The 15679-nt window shown below is 65.8% G+C and carries 21 protein-coding genes and 1 pseudogene; 10 read left to right on the forward strand and 12 right to left on the reverse strand.

Annotated elements, in window-relative coordinates; all coding sequences use genetic code 11:
* Nucleotides 1–35: 35 nt before the first annotated feature.
* Nucleotides 36–1094: an App1 family protein gene (locus J7I85_RS21185; RefSeq protein ID WP_214856941.1), complete on the forward strand. Its 1059-nt coding sequence runs from the start codon at nt 36–38 to the stop codon at nt 1092–1094.
* A gap of 11 nt (nt 1095–1105) precedes the next feature.
* On the opposite strand, the gene J7I85_RS21190 is transcribed toward J7I85_RS21185, so the two are convergent.
* Together J7I85_RS21190 and J7I85_RS21195 are read right to left on the reverse strand one after the other, a co-directional pair.
* Nucleotides 1106–2674 (reverse strand): GH1 family beta-glucosidase, encoded by a 1569-nt coding sequence (locus tag J7I85_RS21190; RefSeq protein ID WP_214856942.1) that lies wholly within the window; start codon nt 2672–2674, stop codon nt 1106–1108.
* Nucleotides 2675–2740: 66 nt separating this feature from the next.
* Nucleotides 2741–3133, reverse strand: a complete 393-nt coding sequence (locus J7I85_RS21195; RefSeq protein ID WP_214856943.1) for a VOC family protein — start codon at nt 3131–3133, stop codon at nt 2741–2743.
* Nucleotides 3134–3316: 183 nt separating this feature from the next.
* Here J7I85_RS21195 and J7I85_RS21200 point away from each other — a divergent pair, with 183 nt between their 5' ends.
* On the forward strand, nt 3317–4798 hold the full coding sequence (locus tag J7I85_RS21200; RefSeq protein WP_251024667.1) for an ATP-binding protein: 1482 nt from the start codon (nt 3317–3319) through the stop codon (nt 4796–4798).
* Nucleotides 4799–4877: 79 nt separating this feature from the next.
* Here J7I85_RS21200 and J7I85_RS21205 read toward each other — a convergent pair whose 3' ends face one another.
* The 3 genes from J7I85_RS21205 to J7I85_RS21215 form a co-directional block, all read right to left on the reverse strand.
* Nucleotides 4878–5267: a hypothetical protein gene (locus J7I85_RS21205; protein ID WP_214856944.1), complete on the reverse strand. Its 390-nt coding sequence runs from the start codon at nt 5265–5267 to the stop codon at nt 4878–4880.
* A 33-nt stretch (nt 5268–5300) separates the two neighbouring features.
* Complete coding sequence (locus tag J7I85_RS21210; protein ID WP_214856945.1) at nt 5301–5639, reverse strand: J domain-containing protein; 339 nt, start codon at nt 5637–5639, stop codon at nt 5301–5303.
* Nucleotides 5640–5730: 91 nt separating this feature from the next.
* Nucleotides 5731–6153: an Hsp20/alpha crystallin family protein gene (locus J7I85_RS21215; RefSeq protein ID WP_214856960.1), complete on the reverse strand. Its 423-nt coding sequence runs from the start codon at nt 6151–6153 to the stop codon at nt 5731–5733.
* A gap of 139 nt (nt 6154–6292) precedes the next feature.
* Between J7I85_RS21215 and J7I85_RS21220 the strand changes: the two genes are divergently transcribed.
* Nucleotides 6293–6613, forward strand: coding sequence for a MerR family transcriptional regulator (locus J7I85_RS21220; RefSeq protein WP_214856946.1), 321 nt, complete (start codon nt 6293–6295; stop codon nt 6611–6613).
* Nucleotides 6614–6623: 10 nt separating this feature from the next.
* On the opposite strand, the gene J7I85_RS21225 is transcribed toward J7I85_RS21220, so the two are convergent.
* Together J7I85_RS21225 and J7I85_RS21230 are read right to left on the reverse strand one after the other, a co-directional pair.
* Nucleotides 6624–6929, reverse strand: coding sequence for an MmcQ/YjbR family DNA-binding protein (locus tag J7I85_RS21225; protein ID WP_214856947.1), 306 nt, complete (start codon nt 6927–6929; stop codon nt 6624–6626).
* 4 nt (nt 6930–6933) lie between these two features.
* Nucleotides 6934–7710 carry a phosphatase PAP2 family protein gene (locus J7I85_RS21230; protein ID WP_308159591.1) on the reverse strand — a complete coding sequence of 259 codons (777 nt, stop codon included), beginning with the start codon at nt 7708–7710 and terminating at the stop codon, nt 6934–6936.
* A 151-nt stretch (nt 7711–7861) separates the two neighbouring features.
* Between J7I85_RS21230 and J7I85_RS21235 the strand changes: the two genes are divergently transcribed.
* Nucleotides 7862–8104 carry a hypothetical protein gene (locus J7I85_RS21235; protein WP_214856948.1) on the forward strand — a complete coding sequence of 81 codons (243 nt, stop codon included), beginning with the start codon at nt 7862–7864 and terminating at the stop codon, nt 8102–8104.
* Between the two features lie 162 nt (nt 8105–8266).
* Nucleotides 8267–8464 (forward strand): hypothetical protein, encoded by a 198-nt coding sequence (locus J7I85_RS21240; protein ID WP_076800319.1) that lies wholly within the window; start codon nt 8267–8269, stop codon nt 8462–8464.
* Between the two features lie 167 nt (nt 8465–8631).
* Here J7I85_RS21240 and J7I85_RS21245 read toward each other — a convergent pair whose 3' ends face one another.
* Nucleotides 8632–9504, reverse strand: a complete 873-nt coding sequence (locus tag J7I85_RS21245; protein ID WP_214856949.1) for an NAD(P)-dependent oxidoreductase — start codon at nt 9502–9504, stop codon at nt 8632–8634.
* A gap of 286 nt (nt 9505–9790) precedes the next feature.
* On the opposite strand from J7I85_RS21245, the gene J7I85_RS21250 reads away from it, so the two are divergent.
* Complete coding sequence (locus tag J7I85_RS21250) at nt 9791–10534, forward strand: GAF and ANTAR domain-containing protein (RefSeq protein WP_214856950.1); 744 nt, start codon at nt 9791–9793, stop codon at nt 10532–10534.
* A gap of 9 nt (nt 10535–10543) precedes the next feature.
* On the opposite strand, the gene J7I85_RS21255 is transcribed toward J7I85_RS21250, so the two are convergent.
* Nucleotides 10544–11035, reverse strand: a complete 492-nt coding sequence (locus tag J7I85_RS21255; RefSeq protein ID WP_214856951.1) for an Hsp20/alpha crystallin family protein — start codon at nt 11033–11035, stop codon at nt 10544–10546.
* 540 nt (nt 11036–11575) lie between these two features.
* Here J7I85_RS21255 and J7I85_RS21260 point away from each other — a divergent pair.
* On the forward strand, nt 11576–12040 hold the full coding sequence (locus J7I85_RS21260; protein WP_214856952.1) for a hypothetical protein: 465 nt from the start codon (nt 11576–11578) through the stop codon (nt 12038–12040).
* 49 nt (nt 12041–12089) lie between these two features.
* Here the strand turns inward: J7I85_RS21260 and J7I85_RS21265 are convergent, their stop codons facing one another.
* On the reverse strand, nt 12090–12704 hold the full coding sequence (locus J7I85_RS21265; protein ID WP_214856953.1) for a TetR/AcrR family transcriptional regulator: 615 nt from the start codon (nt 12702–12704) through the stop codon (nt 12090–12092).
* Nucleotides 12705–12861: 157 nt separating this feature from the next.
* Between J7I85_RS21265 and J7I85_RS21270 the strand changes: the two genes are divergently transcribed.
* From J7I85_RS21270 to J7I85_RS21280, 3 genes are all read left to right on the forward strand, one after another.
* Nucleotides 12862–13098 (forward strand): hypothetical protein, encoded by a 237-nt coding sequence (locus tag J7I85_RS21270; protein WP_214856954.1) that lies wholly within the window; start codon nt 12862–12864, stop codon nt 13096–13098.
* Between the two features lie 154 nt (nt 13099–13252).
* Nucleotides 13253–13726, forward strand: coding sequence for a sensor histidine kinase (locus tag J7I85_RS21275; RefSeq protein ID WP_214856955.1), 474 nt, complete (start codon nt 13253–13255; stop codon nt 13724–13726).
* Between the two features lie 54 nt (nt 13727–13780).
* Entirely contained in the window at nt 13781–14446 is a 666-nt protein-coding gene (locus J7I85_RS21280) for a nucleoside/nucleotide kinase family protein (protein ID WP_214856956.1), read from the forward strand.
* On the opposite strand, the gene J7I85_RS21285 is transcribed toward J7I85_RS21280, so the two are convergent.
* Together J7I85_RS21285 and J7I85_RS21290 are read right to left on the reverse strand one after the other, a co-directional pair.
* Entirely contained in the window at nt 14447–14692 is a 246-nt protein-coding gene (locus J7I85_RS21285) for a hypothetical protein (protein ID WP_214856957.1), read from the reverse strand.
* A 190-nt stretch (nt 14693–14882) separates the two neighbouring features.
* Nucleotides 14883–15662, reverse strand: a pseudogene (locus J7I85_RS21290) (LLM class flavin-dependent oxidoreductase); the annotation flags it as partial.
* Nucleotides 15663–15679: the final 17 nt, after the last annotated feature.

Raw genomic sequence — 15679 nt, forward strand, 5'->3', positions numbered from 1 at the left:
GCCCATGGGCCCCTGCCCTGTGGCAGAGTGAAGGCATGGACATGGCGTCACAGGAATCACTGTTGTCAGGGACGCGCGTCTTCCGCCTGGCCCACCGGCTCTCGGATGCGATCAATACGTCGCGCCTGAAGGTCGCCCGGCGCTGGAAGTTCGAGCCCAAGACCATCGCCTACCAGGGCTACGGCTCCACGGAATGGGTCCGGGTCCTGGGCAGGGTGGTGCTGGCCAGCAAGCCCGTGCCCGGCAGCCGCGCCGACCATGCCGCCCGGAACGGCACCGAGAATGTTCGCGGCTGGCGTGCCTTCACCAGCGTTCCCATTCCCGGCTCCGACGTGGAGATCGAGATCGGCGGAACAGTCACGAAGGTCAAGGCAGACCGCGGCGGGCTGGTGGACATCGATATTCCCGTGTCCCTGGCCCCGGGCTGGCATACCGCCATACTTCGCTCCGCGGGCACCGAACCGACGGAAGCCAGCATCTTCGTGATTGGCCCTGACACCAAGTTCGGCATTGTCTCCGACATTGACGACACCGTCATGGTGACGGCACTGCCCCGGCCGTTCCTGGCGCTCTGGAACACCTTTGTGCTGAGCGAGCGGGCCAGGATGGCCACCCCGGGCATGGCGGTGCTGCTGGACCGGCTCACAGTTGAGCATCCGGACGCGCCGGTCATCTACCTCTCAACGGGCCCTTGGAACGCAGCGCCCACGCTCGCACGGTTCCTGACCCGGAACATGTATCCGGCCGGCCCGCTGCTGCTGACGGACTGGGGACTGACCCAGGACCGCTGGTTCCGCAGCGGCCAGGAGCACAAGCGCCGCAACCTTGAGCGGCTGGCGGCGGAATTCCCGCACATGCGTTGGTTGCTGATTGGCGACAACGGCCAGCATGACGAGCAGATCTACTCGCAGTTCACGCAGCACAACGCGGACAAGGTGGCGGCCATCGCCATCCGGCAGCTGTCCGTGAGTGAGGCAGTCTTCGCCGGCGGCCACTCCGAAGACGGGGACCACAGCGCCTCGACGGTGCCGTGGATCTACTCCCCCGACGGGGCGGGCATAGCCCGCAAGCTCAGGGAGCTCGAACTGCTGTAGGTGCCCGACCTCTAGGCGACGGGTCCGCCGTCGGACGTGGCGCCGTCGGACATCCCGACGTCTGTCAGCATTCCATCAGTAACGGCGCCGTCCGGCCCTGCCGCGGCAGCTGCGACGGCGGCATCCGCGGACGCTGCCAGCCTCCGTTCCTCCTGGAGTTCCTGGAACCAGTAGAAGGAGGCCTTCGGCGTGCGCACCTGCGTCTCGAAATCCACGTGCACCAGGCCGAACGGCTGCTTGTACCCGCCCGACCACTCGAAGTTGTCCATGAAGGACCAGACGTAATAGCCGCGCAGGTCGATTGCCTCAGCCTCGCCGCCCGGGGCCGTGGCACGGAGGGCGGTGCCAAGGTGGTCCGAGAGGTAGCGGACCCGCCGCTCGTCGGGGATGAAGGTCCGGTTGGTGGACTTGTCGAGGACCCTGATGTCCTCGAAGCTCGCCCCGCCCTCCGTGATGATCACGGGCGGAAGGTTCGGGTACCGTTCGGCCATTTCCTTGAGCGCCACGGCCATGTATTCCGGCTTCACGGGCCAGCCGTAGGCAGTGGTTTCGGTGTCCGGCCACGGTTCGATGTGCAGCGGGGCACCGGGCGTGGCGTCCTTGAGGTCATCCCCCATCGCCTCCGCCATCGCCGCCGGAACGGGGCTGTCTCCCCCGCCTGCCGCCACCCGGGTAGGCATGTAGTAGTTCAAGCCGTAGAAATCCAGCGGCTGGGAGATGACGGCCATGTCCTCTTCCGGATGGTCGAAGGACGAGAAGAACTTCGCCGCCCGGATCAGGTCCGGATATTTTCCGGTGAGCACCGGATCCGCGTAAAGCCGGTTCTGTGCCACGTCCATGGCTCCGGCACTGATCCAGTCGAGCGGGTGGCCGGAGTTGGGCACCACGGGCGAGTATACGTTGGTCATGCCGATTTCGCCGGGCACCTTGGCGGCCCGCAGGGCCTGAAGGGCGAGGCCGTGGCCCAGCAACTGGTGGTGCACGGTGGGCAGGCCGTTGGCGAGGTCGGCCTTTCCCGGGGAATGCAGGCCCAGGGCATAGCCGTTGGTGGTCACAGTGGCGGGTTCGTTGATGGTCACCCAGCGGGCCACCCTGTCCCCGTACGCCGCCGCGGCGATGGCGGCGAACTCGCCCAGCCGGTAGGCGGTGTCCCGATTGAGCCAGCCGCCGTCCTCATCAAGAGCCAGTGGCGTGTCCCAGTGGTAGAGCGTCACCATCGGCGAAATTCCGTTGGCGAGCAGTTCGTCCAGCAGCCGGTCGTAGAAGTCCAGGCCGGCCCGGTTCACCGCTCCGCGGCCGTCCGGCTGGATCCGCGGCCATGCCAGTGAGAACCGGTAGGAATCGATGCCCAGTTCCTTCATCAGGGCCACGTCCTGCGGCATGCGGTGGTAGTGGTCGCATGCCACGGCGGGGCTGTGGCCGTCCACGATCGTCCCGGGCCTGGCTGCGAAGACGTCCCAGCCGGCGGGGCCGCGGCCGTCCTCATCGAGGGCCCCTTCAATCTGGAACGCGGCTGTAGCCACCCCCAGGGTGAATCCCGTCGGAACCATGGCGGCCAATTCTTTGGCGGAAGGATGCATCTCTGGACCTCTGTGACATTGTGAAAGGCCGGTGGGCCAAAACTTCAGATTGCCGGAGTCTACCGCTCAGGGCGCCGCGCTGCCCGGATTTATCACGGAAATCACGTTGCCGGCCGGGTCCTTGAACCATGCGATATCCGGGCCCATCCCCCGGGCTATTCCTTTTTCGTCCGTGGGCAGGCCGGGATCGTCGTAGATCTTGGTCTGGACGCCAGCCGCGTTGAGCTCGTCAACGGCCGCTTCGACGTCGTCAACCACCAGGTTCAGGACGGTGAAGGTGGCTGGCTCATGGTTGTCCTTGGGGTAGACAAAAATCCTGTGGCCCTCGGGCATGGAAAGCTCCAGCGTGCCCATCGCGCCGTCGGACAGGGCCAGGCCCAGCGTCTGCCCGTAGAACTCCCGGGCGCGCGCCACGTCGTCAACGCTGAAGCTGGAAAACGAACCCTTGGGCGCAAACATGGCCTTCTCCTTCGACGGCTCCAGTCCTTCCACAGCTCGAGGCGACTGCGGTACCGCTGGACTGCGGTACGTCCCAGAATGGCACAGGCCGGGACCGCTGACGAGGGACCCGGAACGGGTTCCTGGCGACGCCCCGCCTCCGGCCGCGGCATGGCCTTGACCGCCGCTGGTAGGGTCTGCGGCATGGATGAAAAACTGGGGAAGTTCATCGATGATTTCGCGCAGCTGATGCAGATCGCCCAGTCCGGGCAGCACCGCGTAAAGGCCGGACGGCAGCTGCTGACAACAATCACCGAACATCTGGCAGTGCCGGCCGAATCACTCGCTGTGGTGGTGGAGGAGGTGCCGGCGCACCGGTTCGTGGACGCAGACATCCTGATGGCCGAGCTCGCCGCCGAGGACGCGGAGTTCCGGCTGGTGGGCATCGGCGGCGGTGACCAGCGCCACCATCAGACCCTGAGCGACATGTTGCAGCAGTCGCAGTTTTTCCCACAGTTTCCGTTGTCGCAGCCCGATTACATCAACCTGGCTGTGGGGCCGGAGGAACAGCGGCAGGCCGTGGCCCTGGGCCTGTGGCTGTTCCGGCATGCCGGCAGCCCTGTTGCTGTCCTGCAGCGGGACGCGGCGCCGCGGTACGGGCGGCAGACGGCGTGCCTCGAGGTTCTGGCTGCCGACGCCAAGAACGCCGCGGACTTCCTGGCCGAGTTCCGCCGGCGCATGCAGCGCGGCAGCGTCCTGAAAGGCCAGGTCATTTCCCTGGTCATGGGAGAGTACGGGCCCAGCACCGGAGGCGTGACGTTCCACGCCCGGCCGGAGCTCACCGCCTCCGACGTCATCCTGCCCCAGGGGCTGCTCCAGAAAGTGACCGATCATGCCCTCGGCATCGCCGCGCACCGGGAGTCGCTGAAAGAGTACGGCCAGCACCTGAAGCGGGGCATCCTGCTGTACGGCCGGCCGGGGACCGGCAAGACCCACACGGTGCGGTACCTGCTGAGCCAGAGTGCCGGCATCACCGCGATCCTGCTGTCCGGAGGATCCCTGGCCAGGATTTCCGAGGCGGCCGCCATGGCCCGGGCCCTCCAGCCTTCGATCGTTGTGCTTGAGGACTGCGACCTGATCGCCGAGGACCGGAGCTTCGGGCACGGGCCCCAGCCGCTGCTGTTCGAGGTGCTGGACGCCATGGACGGCCTGGACCACGACGCCGACGTCGCGTTCGTCCTCACCACCAACCGCGTGGACATGCTCGAACGCGCCCTTGCCCAGCGCCCCGGCCGCGTGGACCTCGCGGTGGATATTCCGCTGCCGGCCGCGGACGAGCGCGTCGGGGCTGGTGACGCTGTATGCGCGCGGCATTCCGTTCAGCCCGGATGCTGTCCGGGACGCCGCCGCCCGCACCGAAGGAACAACGGCCTCGTTCGCGCGCGAACTCGTCCGCCGTGCCGTCGTACGTGCCGCACTGGACGCCGCACCCGTGTCGGACAGTCACCTGCTCGGGGCGGTGGAAGAACTGATGGCCGACGGCGAGACCCTCACCAGGAGCCTGCTGGGCAGCGGCCCCGCCGGCGGCGGCGGGGCCGGCCAGGGCGGCTTCGGCGGTCTCGGCTTCCCCGGTCCCGTAGTTGGCAGGCCGGGTTTTCCCCGGCCGGGCTTCTTTCCCGGGCCTGACTTTGGCAGCATTGGTTTCGCCGGGCCGGGTTAGTCCGCCAGCGGGTCAGTCCACCAGTGGGGTTAGTCCACTTACAGGTCAGTCCACCAGCGGTGGCGGGCCGAAGAGGAATTCGTTTGCGTGGGACACGGCCTTGCGGAAGGCATCATTCCGCAGGCCCACCAGGTTCGCGGAGCTGGCCTCGCCAGGCTCAAGGAACTGTGTGCGGCCAGGGCGAAGCACCCAAATGTCCCCGGCCGGCGGCAGGTAGAACACTCCGAAGGTACGGTGCTGGCGATCGTCGTCGGACCAGATGGGCACCACGGCCAGGGCGGCACCGGTTGTGGGATTGATCCACTGTGCGCGGGGAAGTGGCTCCTCATGGGCCTCGGGGTCCAGGAACGGCGCTGTGCCCTTCCCCCAGCGCTGCTCGAAGCGCTCATGGAAGGCCGGGATCAGGTGGGAGTCGTAGCGGCGCCAATCGCTCATGGCTATGGTTCTCCTCTGACGTTCAGGTTGGATTCAGGCCCACGGTCCGCTTTCCCACCGGACGGGGGTGACGCGCAGCGGCGGTTCACGGTGCCGGACTACGTGGACTGGAATGCTTTGTGGCTGGCTGGCGGATGGGTCTGGAGCCCCGGCACGAAGGACCTCGCGATCGTAGGCGGCGCGGCGCTTCGGGTCCCGAAGCACGGAGAAGGCCTGCATGACGAGTTGCAGTTCGGCTGGTACCGCTTCACCGTTGGCGAGATCCGGATGGTGGCGGCGCATCAGCGCACGGTAGGCGCGGGCGACTTCCTGCTGCGACGCGCGGTGCGGAATCTGCAGCACCGCATAGTAATCCGGTGCGGGTGTGGTCATCACTGAAGCCTGTTGAAGTAATTGTTCCTGTTGCCGTGGCTGGGGCGGCCTTCGGGCATGTGAAGGCCGCCCCAGCCAGAGCGGCGGCCAACTACGTCCCGATCTGATGCAGTTGGCCCTTGCTTTCGATCTCGATCTTCCGTGGCTTTGCCTGCTCGGCTACCGGGATCCGGAGTGTCAGCACGCCAACGTCGTAGCTGGCCTTGATGTTGTCCGTGTCCAGCGTGTCACCGAGAATGAGCTGCCGGCTGAAGACGCCGCGTGGCCGCTCGGAAACCACCAGCTCAACGTTTGGCTGGGTGGCCTCCCGGCGTTCCGCCCGGACAGTGAGGACGTTCCTTTCAACGTTCAGATCCACGGCGTCCGGCGAAATCCCGGGCAGGTCAAAGGCCACCACAAACTCCCCGTCTTCCTGCCACGCATCCATCGGCATGGCCGCCGGACGGGCTGCTGTTCCGAAGACCTGCTGGGTGAGCCGGTCCAGCTCACGGAACGGGTCAGTACGGATTAGCATCATTTCCCACTCCCTTCAGCATGTAGGTTCTATGGCTACCCATCCCCAGTTATCTATGGTGGTGGATATAGATTTTTTATAGCACCGGTGACAAACTGGGGCAAGAGGAAAATCAAGAAAAATCTGGACGGGGACTCACATGGCCAACCGGAACAGCACCGGGCGCGGGCTATACGCCATTTCGGTGGTGGCGGAGCTCGTGGGAACAGGCCAGCAAAACATCCGGCTGTATGAGCGCCGAGGCCTGCTGACCCCGGAAAGGACCGACGGCGGCACCCGGCAATACAGCGAATCTGACCTGGCGGTCCTGCGCCGCATCGCTGAACTCCTGGACGAAGGGCTCAACCTGGCGGGCGTGGCTAAGGTGCTGGAACTGGAACTGGACAACGCCCGTCTCCGACGGCAACTCAAGCTTGCCCGGGCCCGCGCCCGGAGCGCCCGCCCGGACGACGGCGATTGATCCCTGCCGGCTACAGCCGGCCGCCGGCGAGCAGGAAGGAGTCCTCGAGCAGTTCGGCGAGCTGGCCGCCGTCGACCCTTGAAAGCCGGACGAGGACCAACTGCGGCGAACGCTCATGATGCGGCGTCCAGAAATACGTCTCCGGATCCGTGCCCGCGAGAGCCTCGCGCTCCCCCGTCTTGACCGTGAGCACGTCCGTTTCCCAGATGCGGGCCATCAGGGTTTTAGCAAACCAGGCTGGCTGGTTCCAACTGGCGCGTTCGGTCACGCCCGGCAGTGCAAGGCAGATCCTGCGGACATCGGTTTCGGTGGCCATGCTTTCAGTCCGGGGCGTCGGCTTTGGATAGCTCGCCCGTGACTTCCTCGCCCGGCACCCGGGCGGTGCGCCAGGTGTCGATGGCTATCACGGCGCCGAGCACCACCAGCGAGAGCGCCACAGAAGCCACGGCGTCGCTCACCCAGTGATAGCCAAGGTACAGCCGGCTGACGGACGCCAGGATTACTCCGATGATGGCGCAGACGAAACCGACCACCGTCGTCTTTGGTTTCCGGTGGCGGGAAAAGACCAGGAACGCCGTTATCAGCAGGAAGTCCGAGGCCCCCAGAACGTGGCCCGAGGGAAAAGAAAAGGTGTGGTCTGCGCCGAACAGCATCTGGGCCACGGGAGGGCGGTCCCTGCCGACCGACCTGCCGATGAGCTGCGCCAGTCCCACGCCGGTGAGCATTGCCGCCGCCAGCAAAATCGGCCGCCACGCATGCTTTGCCAGGATGCCCCATGCCACTGTGACAACAAGGACGATAATGGGCAGCGCCACGGGCCCGAAGATGACAGCCAGGACAATCATCACCACGGTCAGCACCTGCGAGCGGGTCGTCAGGAGCCACCTCCATGCCTCGTCATCGGCGCTGGCCAACCCGTCACGATCCAGAACACCTGCGAGCGTTACGAAGAAGACGGCTGCCCCCACAACTGCTAGGACGATCGCCGTCACGTAGAGCGCTTTCCGCGCGCTGGGTTCCATGTAGCGTTCTTCGACCACAAACTTGTCGTGGAAGACGCGCCACCAGCCCTGTTTGCCCGTTGATTCTTCTGCCACCTGAAAGACCGCCTGTGCGCTCGGGAACGGATCCTGAATTGAAGGTTATCCCTGTTCCGCACCCGCCGGGCAGAAATCCGGAGCCCCCTTACGGATGTCCTTCGCCGCTGTTACGGTAAAACTTCCAGCCCACGAGGTCTCAGGAGACGACATGAGCACTGAAGGAACCGGCCAGGACGACCAGAACCGTGCAGCATCACAGAAGACCACAGGAGATGGCGTTCCGGACTCCGGCGACGGCGTCGCGGTGGGAGCAGGCGAGCCGAACACCTTCGAACCGGAGGAAGGTACGGACAGCACTCGGACCGGAACGCCAGGCAGCGACCAGATTGCCACGGCGGAGGACACCCCGGACGTCGAGGAGACACCGGTGGACACCACCGAACCCAGCTGACCTGGCTGCGGGCCGGCTTGCGCTGGTGCCGGCCCGGCTGAAGCCCGGACACGCTGCCCGGCAAAACCGATCGACCCCCGTTCCGGTAGCCCTGTCCTGAATGACAGGCGCGGTGGATAATTAGTCACACATTGAAGTGGCAACGGGGCTACGGAGGCTGCCGTGAGGATCATCGGATTGCTTGTGGTCATCTGGCTCATCATCGGCGTATTCGCTGCGTTTCAGCGGGGCTACTTCGGCGGCTCCCCGGACTCGTGCACGGAGGCCGGAACCGTGGCGATCACCATCGCCGCCGGACCGCTGAACTACATGGGCGCCAACCCCAAGCTGACCTGCGAAGTGCCCCAGCCTTCCAAGTAGCAACAGCCTTCCAGGGCGCGGTCCGCCGCTTGCCCGAAGGACGTGCCGGACCGCACCCCAAGAAAAGCGCGAACGGACAATTAAGCCCCCCGGCCACCCATGCTGCAGGGGCCGCAAGTGTCCGTTCGCGCTCAGTCCTCCCGTTCGCGCTAGTCCTCGGTGGGCGCTCAGTCCTCGGTGGGCGTCGTGCGGGTCGAGTGGTAGTTCCGCCAGCTGTGCTCGGGCGCGTAGCCGAGGAGCCTTGCGGCCTTGTCGATGGACAGCAGGGTCTCGTGCTCGCCCAGCTCCTTTGTCACCTGCACCCGCGGGAACACCTCCGCCGCCAGGCTGGCACTGGAGCGGTTCATGACGGTGTCCTCGTTGGCGATGATGAAGGCCTCGAACCCCGGTGTACGGTATTCCAGCGCGCGCGCCACCGCCTGCGCACCGTCGCGCGCGTCGATGTAACCCCAGAGGTTCCACTTGCGCAGGGCGGCGTCCGAGTCAAAGGACGGAAACTCCTCATAGTCCTCAGGATCCATGACGTTGGAGAACCGGAGGCCGACGATGCTCAGCTCCGGATCCCAGCGCGTCATCTGGATGGCCATCTGCTCCTCGAGGTGCTTCACCAGCGAGTAGGTGCTCTCCGGCCGGGCCGGATACTCCTCGTCCACCGGGATGTACGGAGGCTCGACGTCGAACGGCAGTCCCAGCACTGTCTCACTGGAGGCGTACACGATTTTCTTGATGCCGGCCCTGCGCGCCGCCTGGAACACGTTGTAGGTGGACAGCATGTTGTTTTCGAACGTGGCGGCGTCGGGCACCAGGCCCGGAGCCGGGATGGCACCCAGATGGACTATTGCGTCGAAGCCCTGGTGCCGGTCATCCAGGCCCATGATGACGTCAACAACCTGCCCGTAATTACGCAGGTCCACGGCGGCGAACTGTGGACTTCGGCTGCCCGTCCGGTCCAGGTTGAGGACCGAATGCCCGTCCGCCACAAGCCTGCGGACCACATTCTGTCCGAGCTTTCCGCTGCCTCCCGTTACGGCTATTCTCACTGCGGCCTCCTCCTGTTTGTTGCTGGCTCTGCCCTGGCCAGCCATGCTGCGTTAGCCGCAGCGGCTCCGCCGCCCGGCACCTTTCCCCCAGCCTAGGGCCCGCGGCTGTAACCGCTGTCATGGCTCGTGAAGAACTGGTGTATATTTTCTCGGTACGGTTTAGCAGAAGGCCGTTGGATTGTTGTTCGATCCGGCACCTTGCTCGCTGTTGTCCGCCCCGGCCATGGGGCTCCTGCGGTGCGCCCGCTGGTTCGTCATGACCCGAGCGAAACGGTACTGAAAGATCGTGGCCAGCGAGTCGACCGCAAAACCTGAAACCTCAATCACGGAGCATCTGAACGAGCTTGTGCTCACCAGCTCCGACGTGGGCGAATTCCTCCACGAGCTTGCCCGGGTCTCTGCCCGCAGCCTTTCCGAACCCGGCGACGAGGTCCTCTGCGGCGTGACCCTGCTGCGGCACCGCAAGGCGGCCACCGTGGCGAGCAGCAGCCCTGAGGCTCAGGCAATGGACGAGATCCAGTACGATTTCGGCGACGGTCCCTGCATGACGGCCTCGCGCGAACAGGTCACCATCCACATCACGGACCTCAAAGACCACGACCGCTGGAAAAGCTATGCAGAGACGGTGCTGGGGCAGGGCGTACGCTCCATCCTCGCCGTTCCGTTCGTGCTCGAGGGCGAGACCCGGGCCGCCCTGAACCTGTATTCACACCGGCCGGGCCGTTTCGAGGGGCGGGTCCTGGAACTGGCGCAGGACTTCGTCAGCCAGACCTCAATGGCCCTGCGGCTGGCCGTGCGCTTCGCCCACGTCAGCGACGCTGCGGCCAACCTCAAGGCCACGCTGGAAACCCGGACCGTCATTGACGTCGCCGTCGGCGTGATCATGGCGCAGAACCGGTGCAGCCAGGAGGAAGCCTTCGAACTGCTTAAGGCAGCGTCGAGTACCCGCAACATTAAGCTGCACAGCGTTGCGACATCGATCGTTGACTCGCTCGGCCAGGGCCCGGCGAAGACCCACTACGAGGGCTGAGCTGCCGGCCTAGGGGCCACCGAAACTCTGGCCCTCGGGCTCCTGCCCCATGTCCCGTGAAGAGCCGCCAGTTCCGGCGCCACCAGTTCCGGCACCGCGGGAGACGCGGACCTTCCGGCCTCCGGCAGCGGGCTCCTCGGGCAGCGGGACGCGCACTTCCAGAACGCCGTCGGTGTACGAGGCGCGGATGTCCTCCTGGTTCACCGGGGCGGGAAGGCTAACCGTTCGCGAAAACGTGCCGAAGCGGAATTCCGAGCGGTACCCTTCCTTGTCCTTGTGCTCCGATTTTTCTTCACGGCGGACTGTGATCTGCAGCTGGCTGCCGGCGAGGGTGATGTCGACATCATTGTCCGGATCGATGCCCGGCGCTTCGGCCTTCACCACCAGGGAGCCGGCCTCCCGGTATTCCTCCACCCGGAGCCACGCCTCCAGATCCCCCTCCAGGAGACGGCGGAAGGGTTCCGGGAAATCCACGCCAGCCCGCCTGAATATGTTGGTCATCGCTGCTACCTCCTGTCAGCTTCCGGCCCCACTGCAGGATGCGGAAGCGGGAACGGGTCCCAACACCACAAAACTACGCCCTTGCGGAGCGCTTGTTAAGGCGCCCGCCGGGGCGCTTGCCAAGGGCTGCCCATGCAGCCTCCGGCCCCGCCAGCAGGATCCTGAGAGTTTCCTTGTGAAAATCCGGGAAGTTTCCGGCGCAACCGCCGGCCCCCGCGCCAAAGCGGGCGTTTTCGCCACCCTTGCCCCCCAAATTCCGCGCGGAACCTTCTATCGAGGGGTGCGGGCACCGAGCTTTTCACAGGAGGCATGCTGCACATTGGCCTCATGCAAGGGATCAGGCAGCCAAGGGAGGAGCCCCAGTGAAGACGCTGTTACTGCTGTGTATTCCGGTGGTTACTTTCGCAGCACTCAACGTCTGGAACCAGGCGGTTGCGGAGCCCGCGCCTCTTCAGGGGCCCGGCATAGTGGTGGCGGAGTTCTCCCCATCAGCCAAAGCCGAATTCCTGGAGGGAAACGCGATCATTCACGGAGGTCCTGATGGACGGTAGCATTACCACCCCTGGTGAGCCCGGTCCGCTAAACGTCCCCTCTGAAGGTGGGAGATGCCCCGCGGATGCAGCGGACGAGCTGGATGACTTCTGCAGCGAATCGCTGAGGTCGATCGACAGGACGGTGATGCGCGCCCAGGTCATCGAACTCATCCTGGACATCCTCGCCACCACGGATGTGCAATCGGAAGCCAGGCACCGGCTGCTGCAGCACCTGGCCTCGCATCCGGGGGCCCCCGAGCAGGCGCTGCTCTGCCACCTGAGCGAGAACGCCTGCCTGCCGCCGGCTACGGGCGCCGACTCCCTGCCGGCGGGCGGCTTCCTCCCGGCGGGCGGAGACTACTTCGCAGCTGGGGCGGCGGACCGGCCGGCGCAAGGCAGCGGCGACTCGGGTGAAGGATCGAAGTCGAGGTGGCTCCCGGCCCCGCTGCGGAACCTGTTGCGGCGCGACTGATTTGGACCGGCAGCTGAAGAGGGCCGCCGGCGGCCGGCCGTCGGAAGTGTCAGCTCCGGTGGTGCTCGATCAGCCAGCCGGCCATCTGCTGCGCCCGCTTGGAAGCGAGGAAGTCGCCTTCAGTAGCAGAAATGATGGAGCCCTTCATCAGGATGTGCCAGGAGCGGGCGAATTCGTCAGGGCGTTCGAGTCCCGCCTCGTCGGCGAGCGCCTGGATGTGGCCGCGGATTCTGGCGAGGTAGCCGATGCTGGCCTCGCCAAGCGGATGCTCCGGGCCCATCTCCAGAAGGACGTTGATGAAGGTGCACGCCTCGAAATCGTCGCGCTGGAACCAGTCACCGAAGACGTCAAAGATGGCCAGCAGGCGCCCTTCGGGCGTGGTGCCCCGGCGCCTCGCCTCGGAGACAATCAGGTCCACGGTCCACACCTGGTCGCGGAGTGCCAGGAATGCCAGAACCAGCGCATCCTTGGAGGGGAAGTGGCGGTAGAACGTGGACTTGGCCACGCCGGAACGTTCGATCAGCTCATTGATTCCGACGTCGCGGACACCGCGGTGGGAGAAAAGCTCGTAGGCAGTGGCGAGGATCCGGTCCACTGGTTCACTATGGCCGGTACGCACCCCTGGAGGAAGCAAGGCATCCCCGGTTGCATCAGGAGCACTCATTAGAGAATCAGTGTACCTTGGTACTGGTAGAGACAGACCTGTCTGTCTTATTGTTTTAGGAACACGACACTTCGTCTTGGGAACGGCGTCCTGGCAACAGCGCCGGATCACGGGCCGTTTGGCGTCACTGCAATGGGGCAGAAACAGGAGGGTACCGATGGACGAAGATATCCGCGCGGTGGAAGAGGCCGCGGCTACGCTGGAATCCGCAATAGTGGAGCACGACCCTGCAGCTGCAACCCTGCAATATGCAGTCGCGGCGGCCGTAACCCACGGCAAGCCGATCCGCGAAGTAGCGGCGGCCGCGCACATGACAGCGCTGGAGGTCCTGGATGCAGCCGATGCCGTGACATACCCACGGCAACCTTTGCAGCCCTGGATGCTCACCCCGTAGGTGCGTGCAAAGACCTCGCGGAAACTTGATTGGATCCCGAGGTAAACCTGCGGCAAGCCTGATCGGCCCGCGCCACCCTTAAGCATCAGCCCCTGGAGGAGCGATCTTTCCGGGGAAAGCATGCAACTAGGACCGCTAGGAAGCGGAGGGCGCCATGAACCAGTCAGCAACTCTTGAGGAAGTCGTCGAAGTCGGCGGTGTCATCACCGACCGTCAGCCGCTGGACTTTTACCGGCTGGGGCTCGCTGGCTGCATCGACAGGCTAACAGTCCCCCTTCGCCGCCAGGGCACCTGCGTCCGCTGGGAGACTCCCCATCACGGCGTTGAGATCTCGTCCGGCTGCGCGTCCCTGCTGTACCAGTCCGCGCAGGAGGCGCTGAGCAACACGTTCAAGCATGCGCACGCCACCGATGTCACCGTCCGGCTTGCCGCCGTGTTCCACGGCATCCGCCTCATGGTCGCCGACAACGGCACCGGCTTCGAATCGGTCCCGCCAGCAGCGGAACAAGTCAACGGCCACGGACTCAGGACCATCTCACAGGCGGTCGAGGAAGCGGGCGGGACGGTGGACATCACCTCGGCTCCGGGCACCGGCACGGCCATCACCATCACCATTCCGCTCGACTGAACCTCAGCGCATCGCAACACACCTGTGTCCCGGGCCTCGCTTAGGATGCTGTGCATGACCCTTCCGAAAGTTGAGCCCTGCGCCGTCCGGGCTTTCGAATCCGTGGAAATCCAGCACGCCGTCGCCGGACTGCGCAGCCGGATGAGCGCCGGAAGGCGGATTCTCCTCGGCGTGGCTGGTTCCCCGGGGTCCGGCAAATCCACCTTCTCGGCCTGCCTGGCCGACGCCCTCGGCCCGGTTTCCGCCCTTGTGGTCCCCATGGACGGTTTTCACCTGGGCAACGCCATCATTGACGGCACTCCGCTGCGGCAGCGCAAGGGCGCACCGGACACGTTCGACGTCGGTGGTTACCTTTCGCTCCTGCAGCGGCTTTCGCGCCGGGACGAGGACGTCGTGTACGCACCCGACTTCCGGCGGACGATCGATGAGCCCGTGGCCGCTTCGCTGGCCATCCCGGCCGCCGTCCCCGTCATCATCACCGAGGGCAACTATCTGCTCAGCGACGATGCGCGCTGGCAGCAGGTGCGGGCGCAGCTGGACGAGGTGTGGTTTATCGACACACCGCGTGAACTGCGCCTTGGCCGCTTGGTTGAACGGCACATGCTCTATGGCATGGACCGCGCTGCGGCCGAGGCCTGGGCCAACGGGCCGGACGCGGCCAACGCGCGTCTGATCGAAGCCACGCGTTCCCGGGCGGACAGGATGATCCCCTGGCTTTAGCTACCTGTCCTCGGCGTCCCACATGCCGGATTCGTCCGCGGCCTCTTCCGGCTTGTGTTCGCTCTCCGGCGCTCCACTGCCCACGTAGCTCGCGGGTACTGTTCCGCCCGGCTGTGTCATCTGTTCCTCACGGATGTTGCGTGCCGTGCCCGCCTCGGGATGGGGCTGCTCCTGTTCGACGGCTTCCGGGTCGCCAGGGCCCCGAAGGTCGCTGGGCTCTTCCGCGTTGCGCTTGCTGTCGGTCATGCCACTGCCTCTCACTAGGAAATGCCGGTCGCGTCCCAGTCTAGGCACAGGCGCCGGCCCAGCTACCCAACGGCGCTGCCCAAGCCGAGGGTCCCGCACGCCGCCGGCCGCGGACCCCAGCACCAGCGGAACGTGATTAGTGTCCAAGGAAACCGCCCCTCCGGGAGGAAGCGTCCTTGATGCCAGTAGATTACGCCCGCACGGGTGCCCATCCCAGCGCCGGGGCCACATGGCGGGCTATGTTTCCCAGCAACTTGGCGTTGTACTCCACGCCAAGCTGGTTGGGGACGGTGAGCAAGAGCGTGTCCGCGGTCTGCACCGCGGCGTCGCCGGCCAGTTCCTGAGCAATGACGTCCGGCTCCCCGATATAGCTCTTGCCGAAGCGGGAAAGGGTGCCGTCGAGGGCGCCCACCTGGTCCCTGCCTTCGCGGAGGGCGCTCAAGCCGAAGTACTGCCGGTCCTCGTCATCGGCCAGCGGCAGGACGCTGCGGCTGACCGAAACACGCGGCTCATGGCCATGCCCGGCCGCCGCCCATGCCTCGCGGAACATTGCGATCTGCTCGGCCTGGAGCTCGTGGAACGGCACCCCGGTATCCTCGGTCAGCAGGGTGGAGCTCATGAGGTTCATCCCCTGCTCGGCCGCCCAGACCGCGGTCTTCCGGGTTCCGGCGCCCCACCAAATCCGCTCGGGCAGCCCCTCGGACCGGGGCTGGACCGGCAGCAGCCCGGTGGCTCCCCCGGCGTACCGCGGGTCGGCCTCCACCACGCCGGCGCCGGCGATGGCCCGCCGGAACTCCTCGGCATGCCGGCGCGCCATGTCGGCATCTGTCTCGCCCTTCCGCGGCACATGGCCGAACGCCCCCGCACAGTTCCGTGCGGGCTCGGGTGAACCGCGGCTGATGCCGAGCTGGAGCCGGCCGCCGCTGATGAGGTCCGTGGCCGCAGCCTCCTCCGCCATGTACAGCGGATTCTACTAAGAAAACGAAG

Source organism: Arthrobacter sp. ISL-65, from assembly GCF_018613795.1.
Classification (GTDB): Bacteria; Actinomycetota; Actinomycetes; order Actinomycetales; family Micrococcaceae; genus Arthrobacter.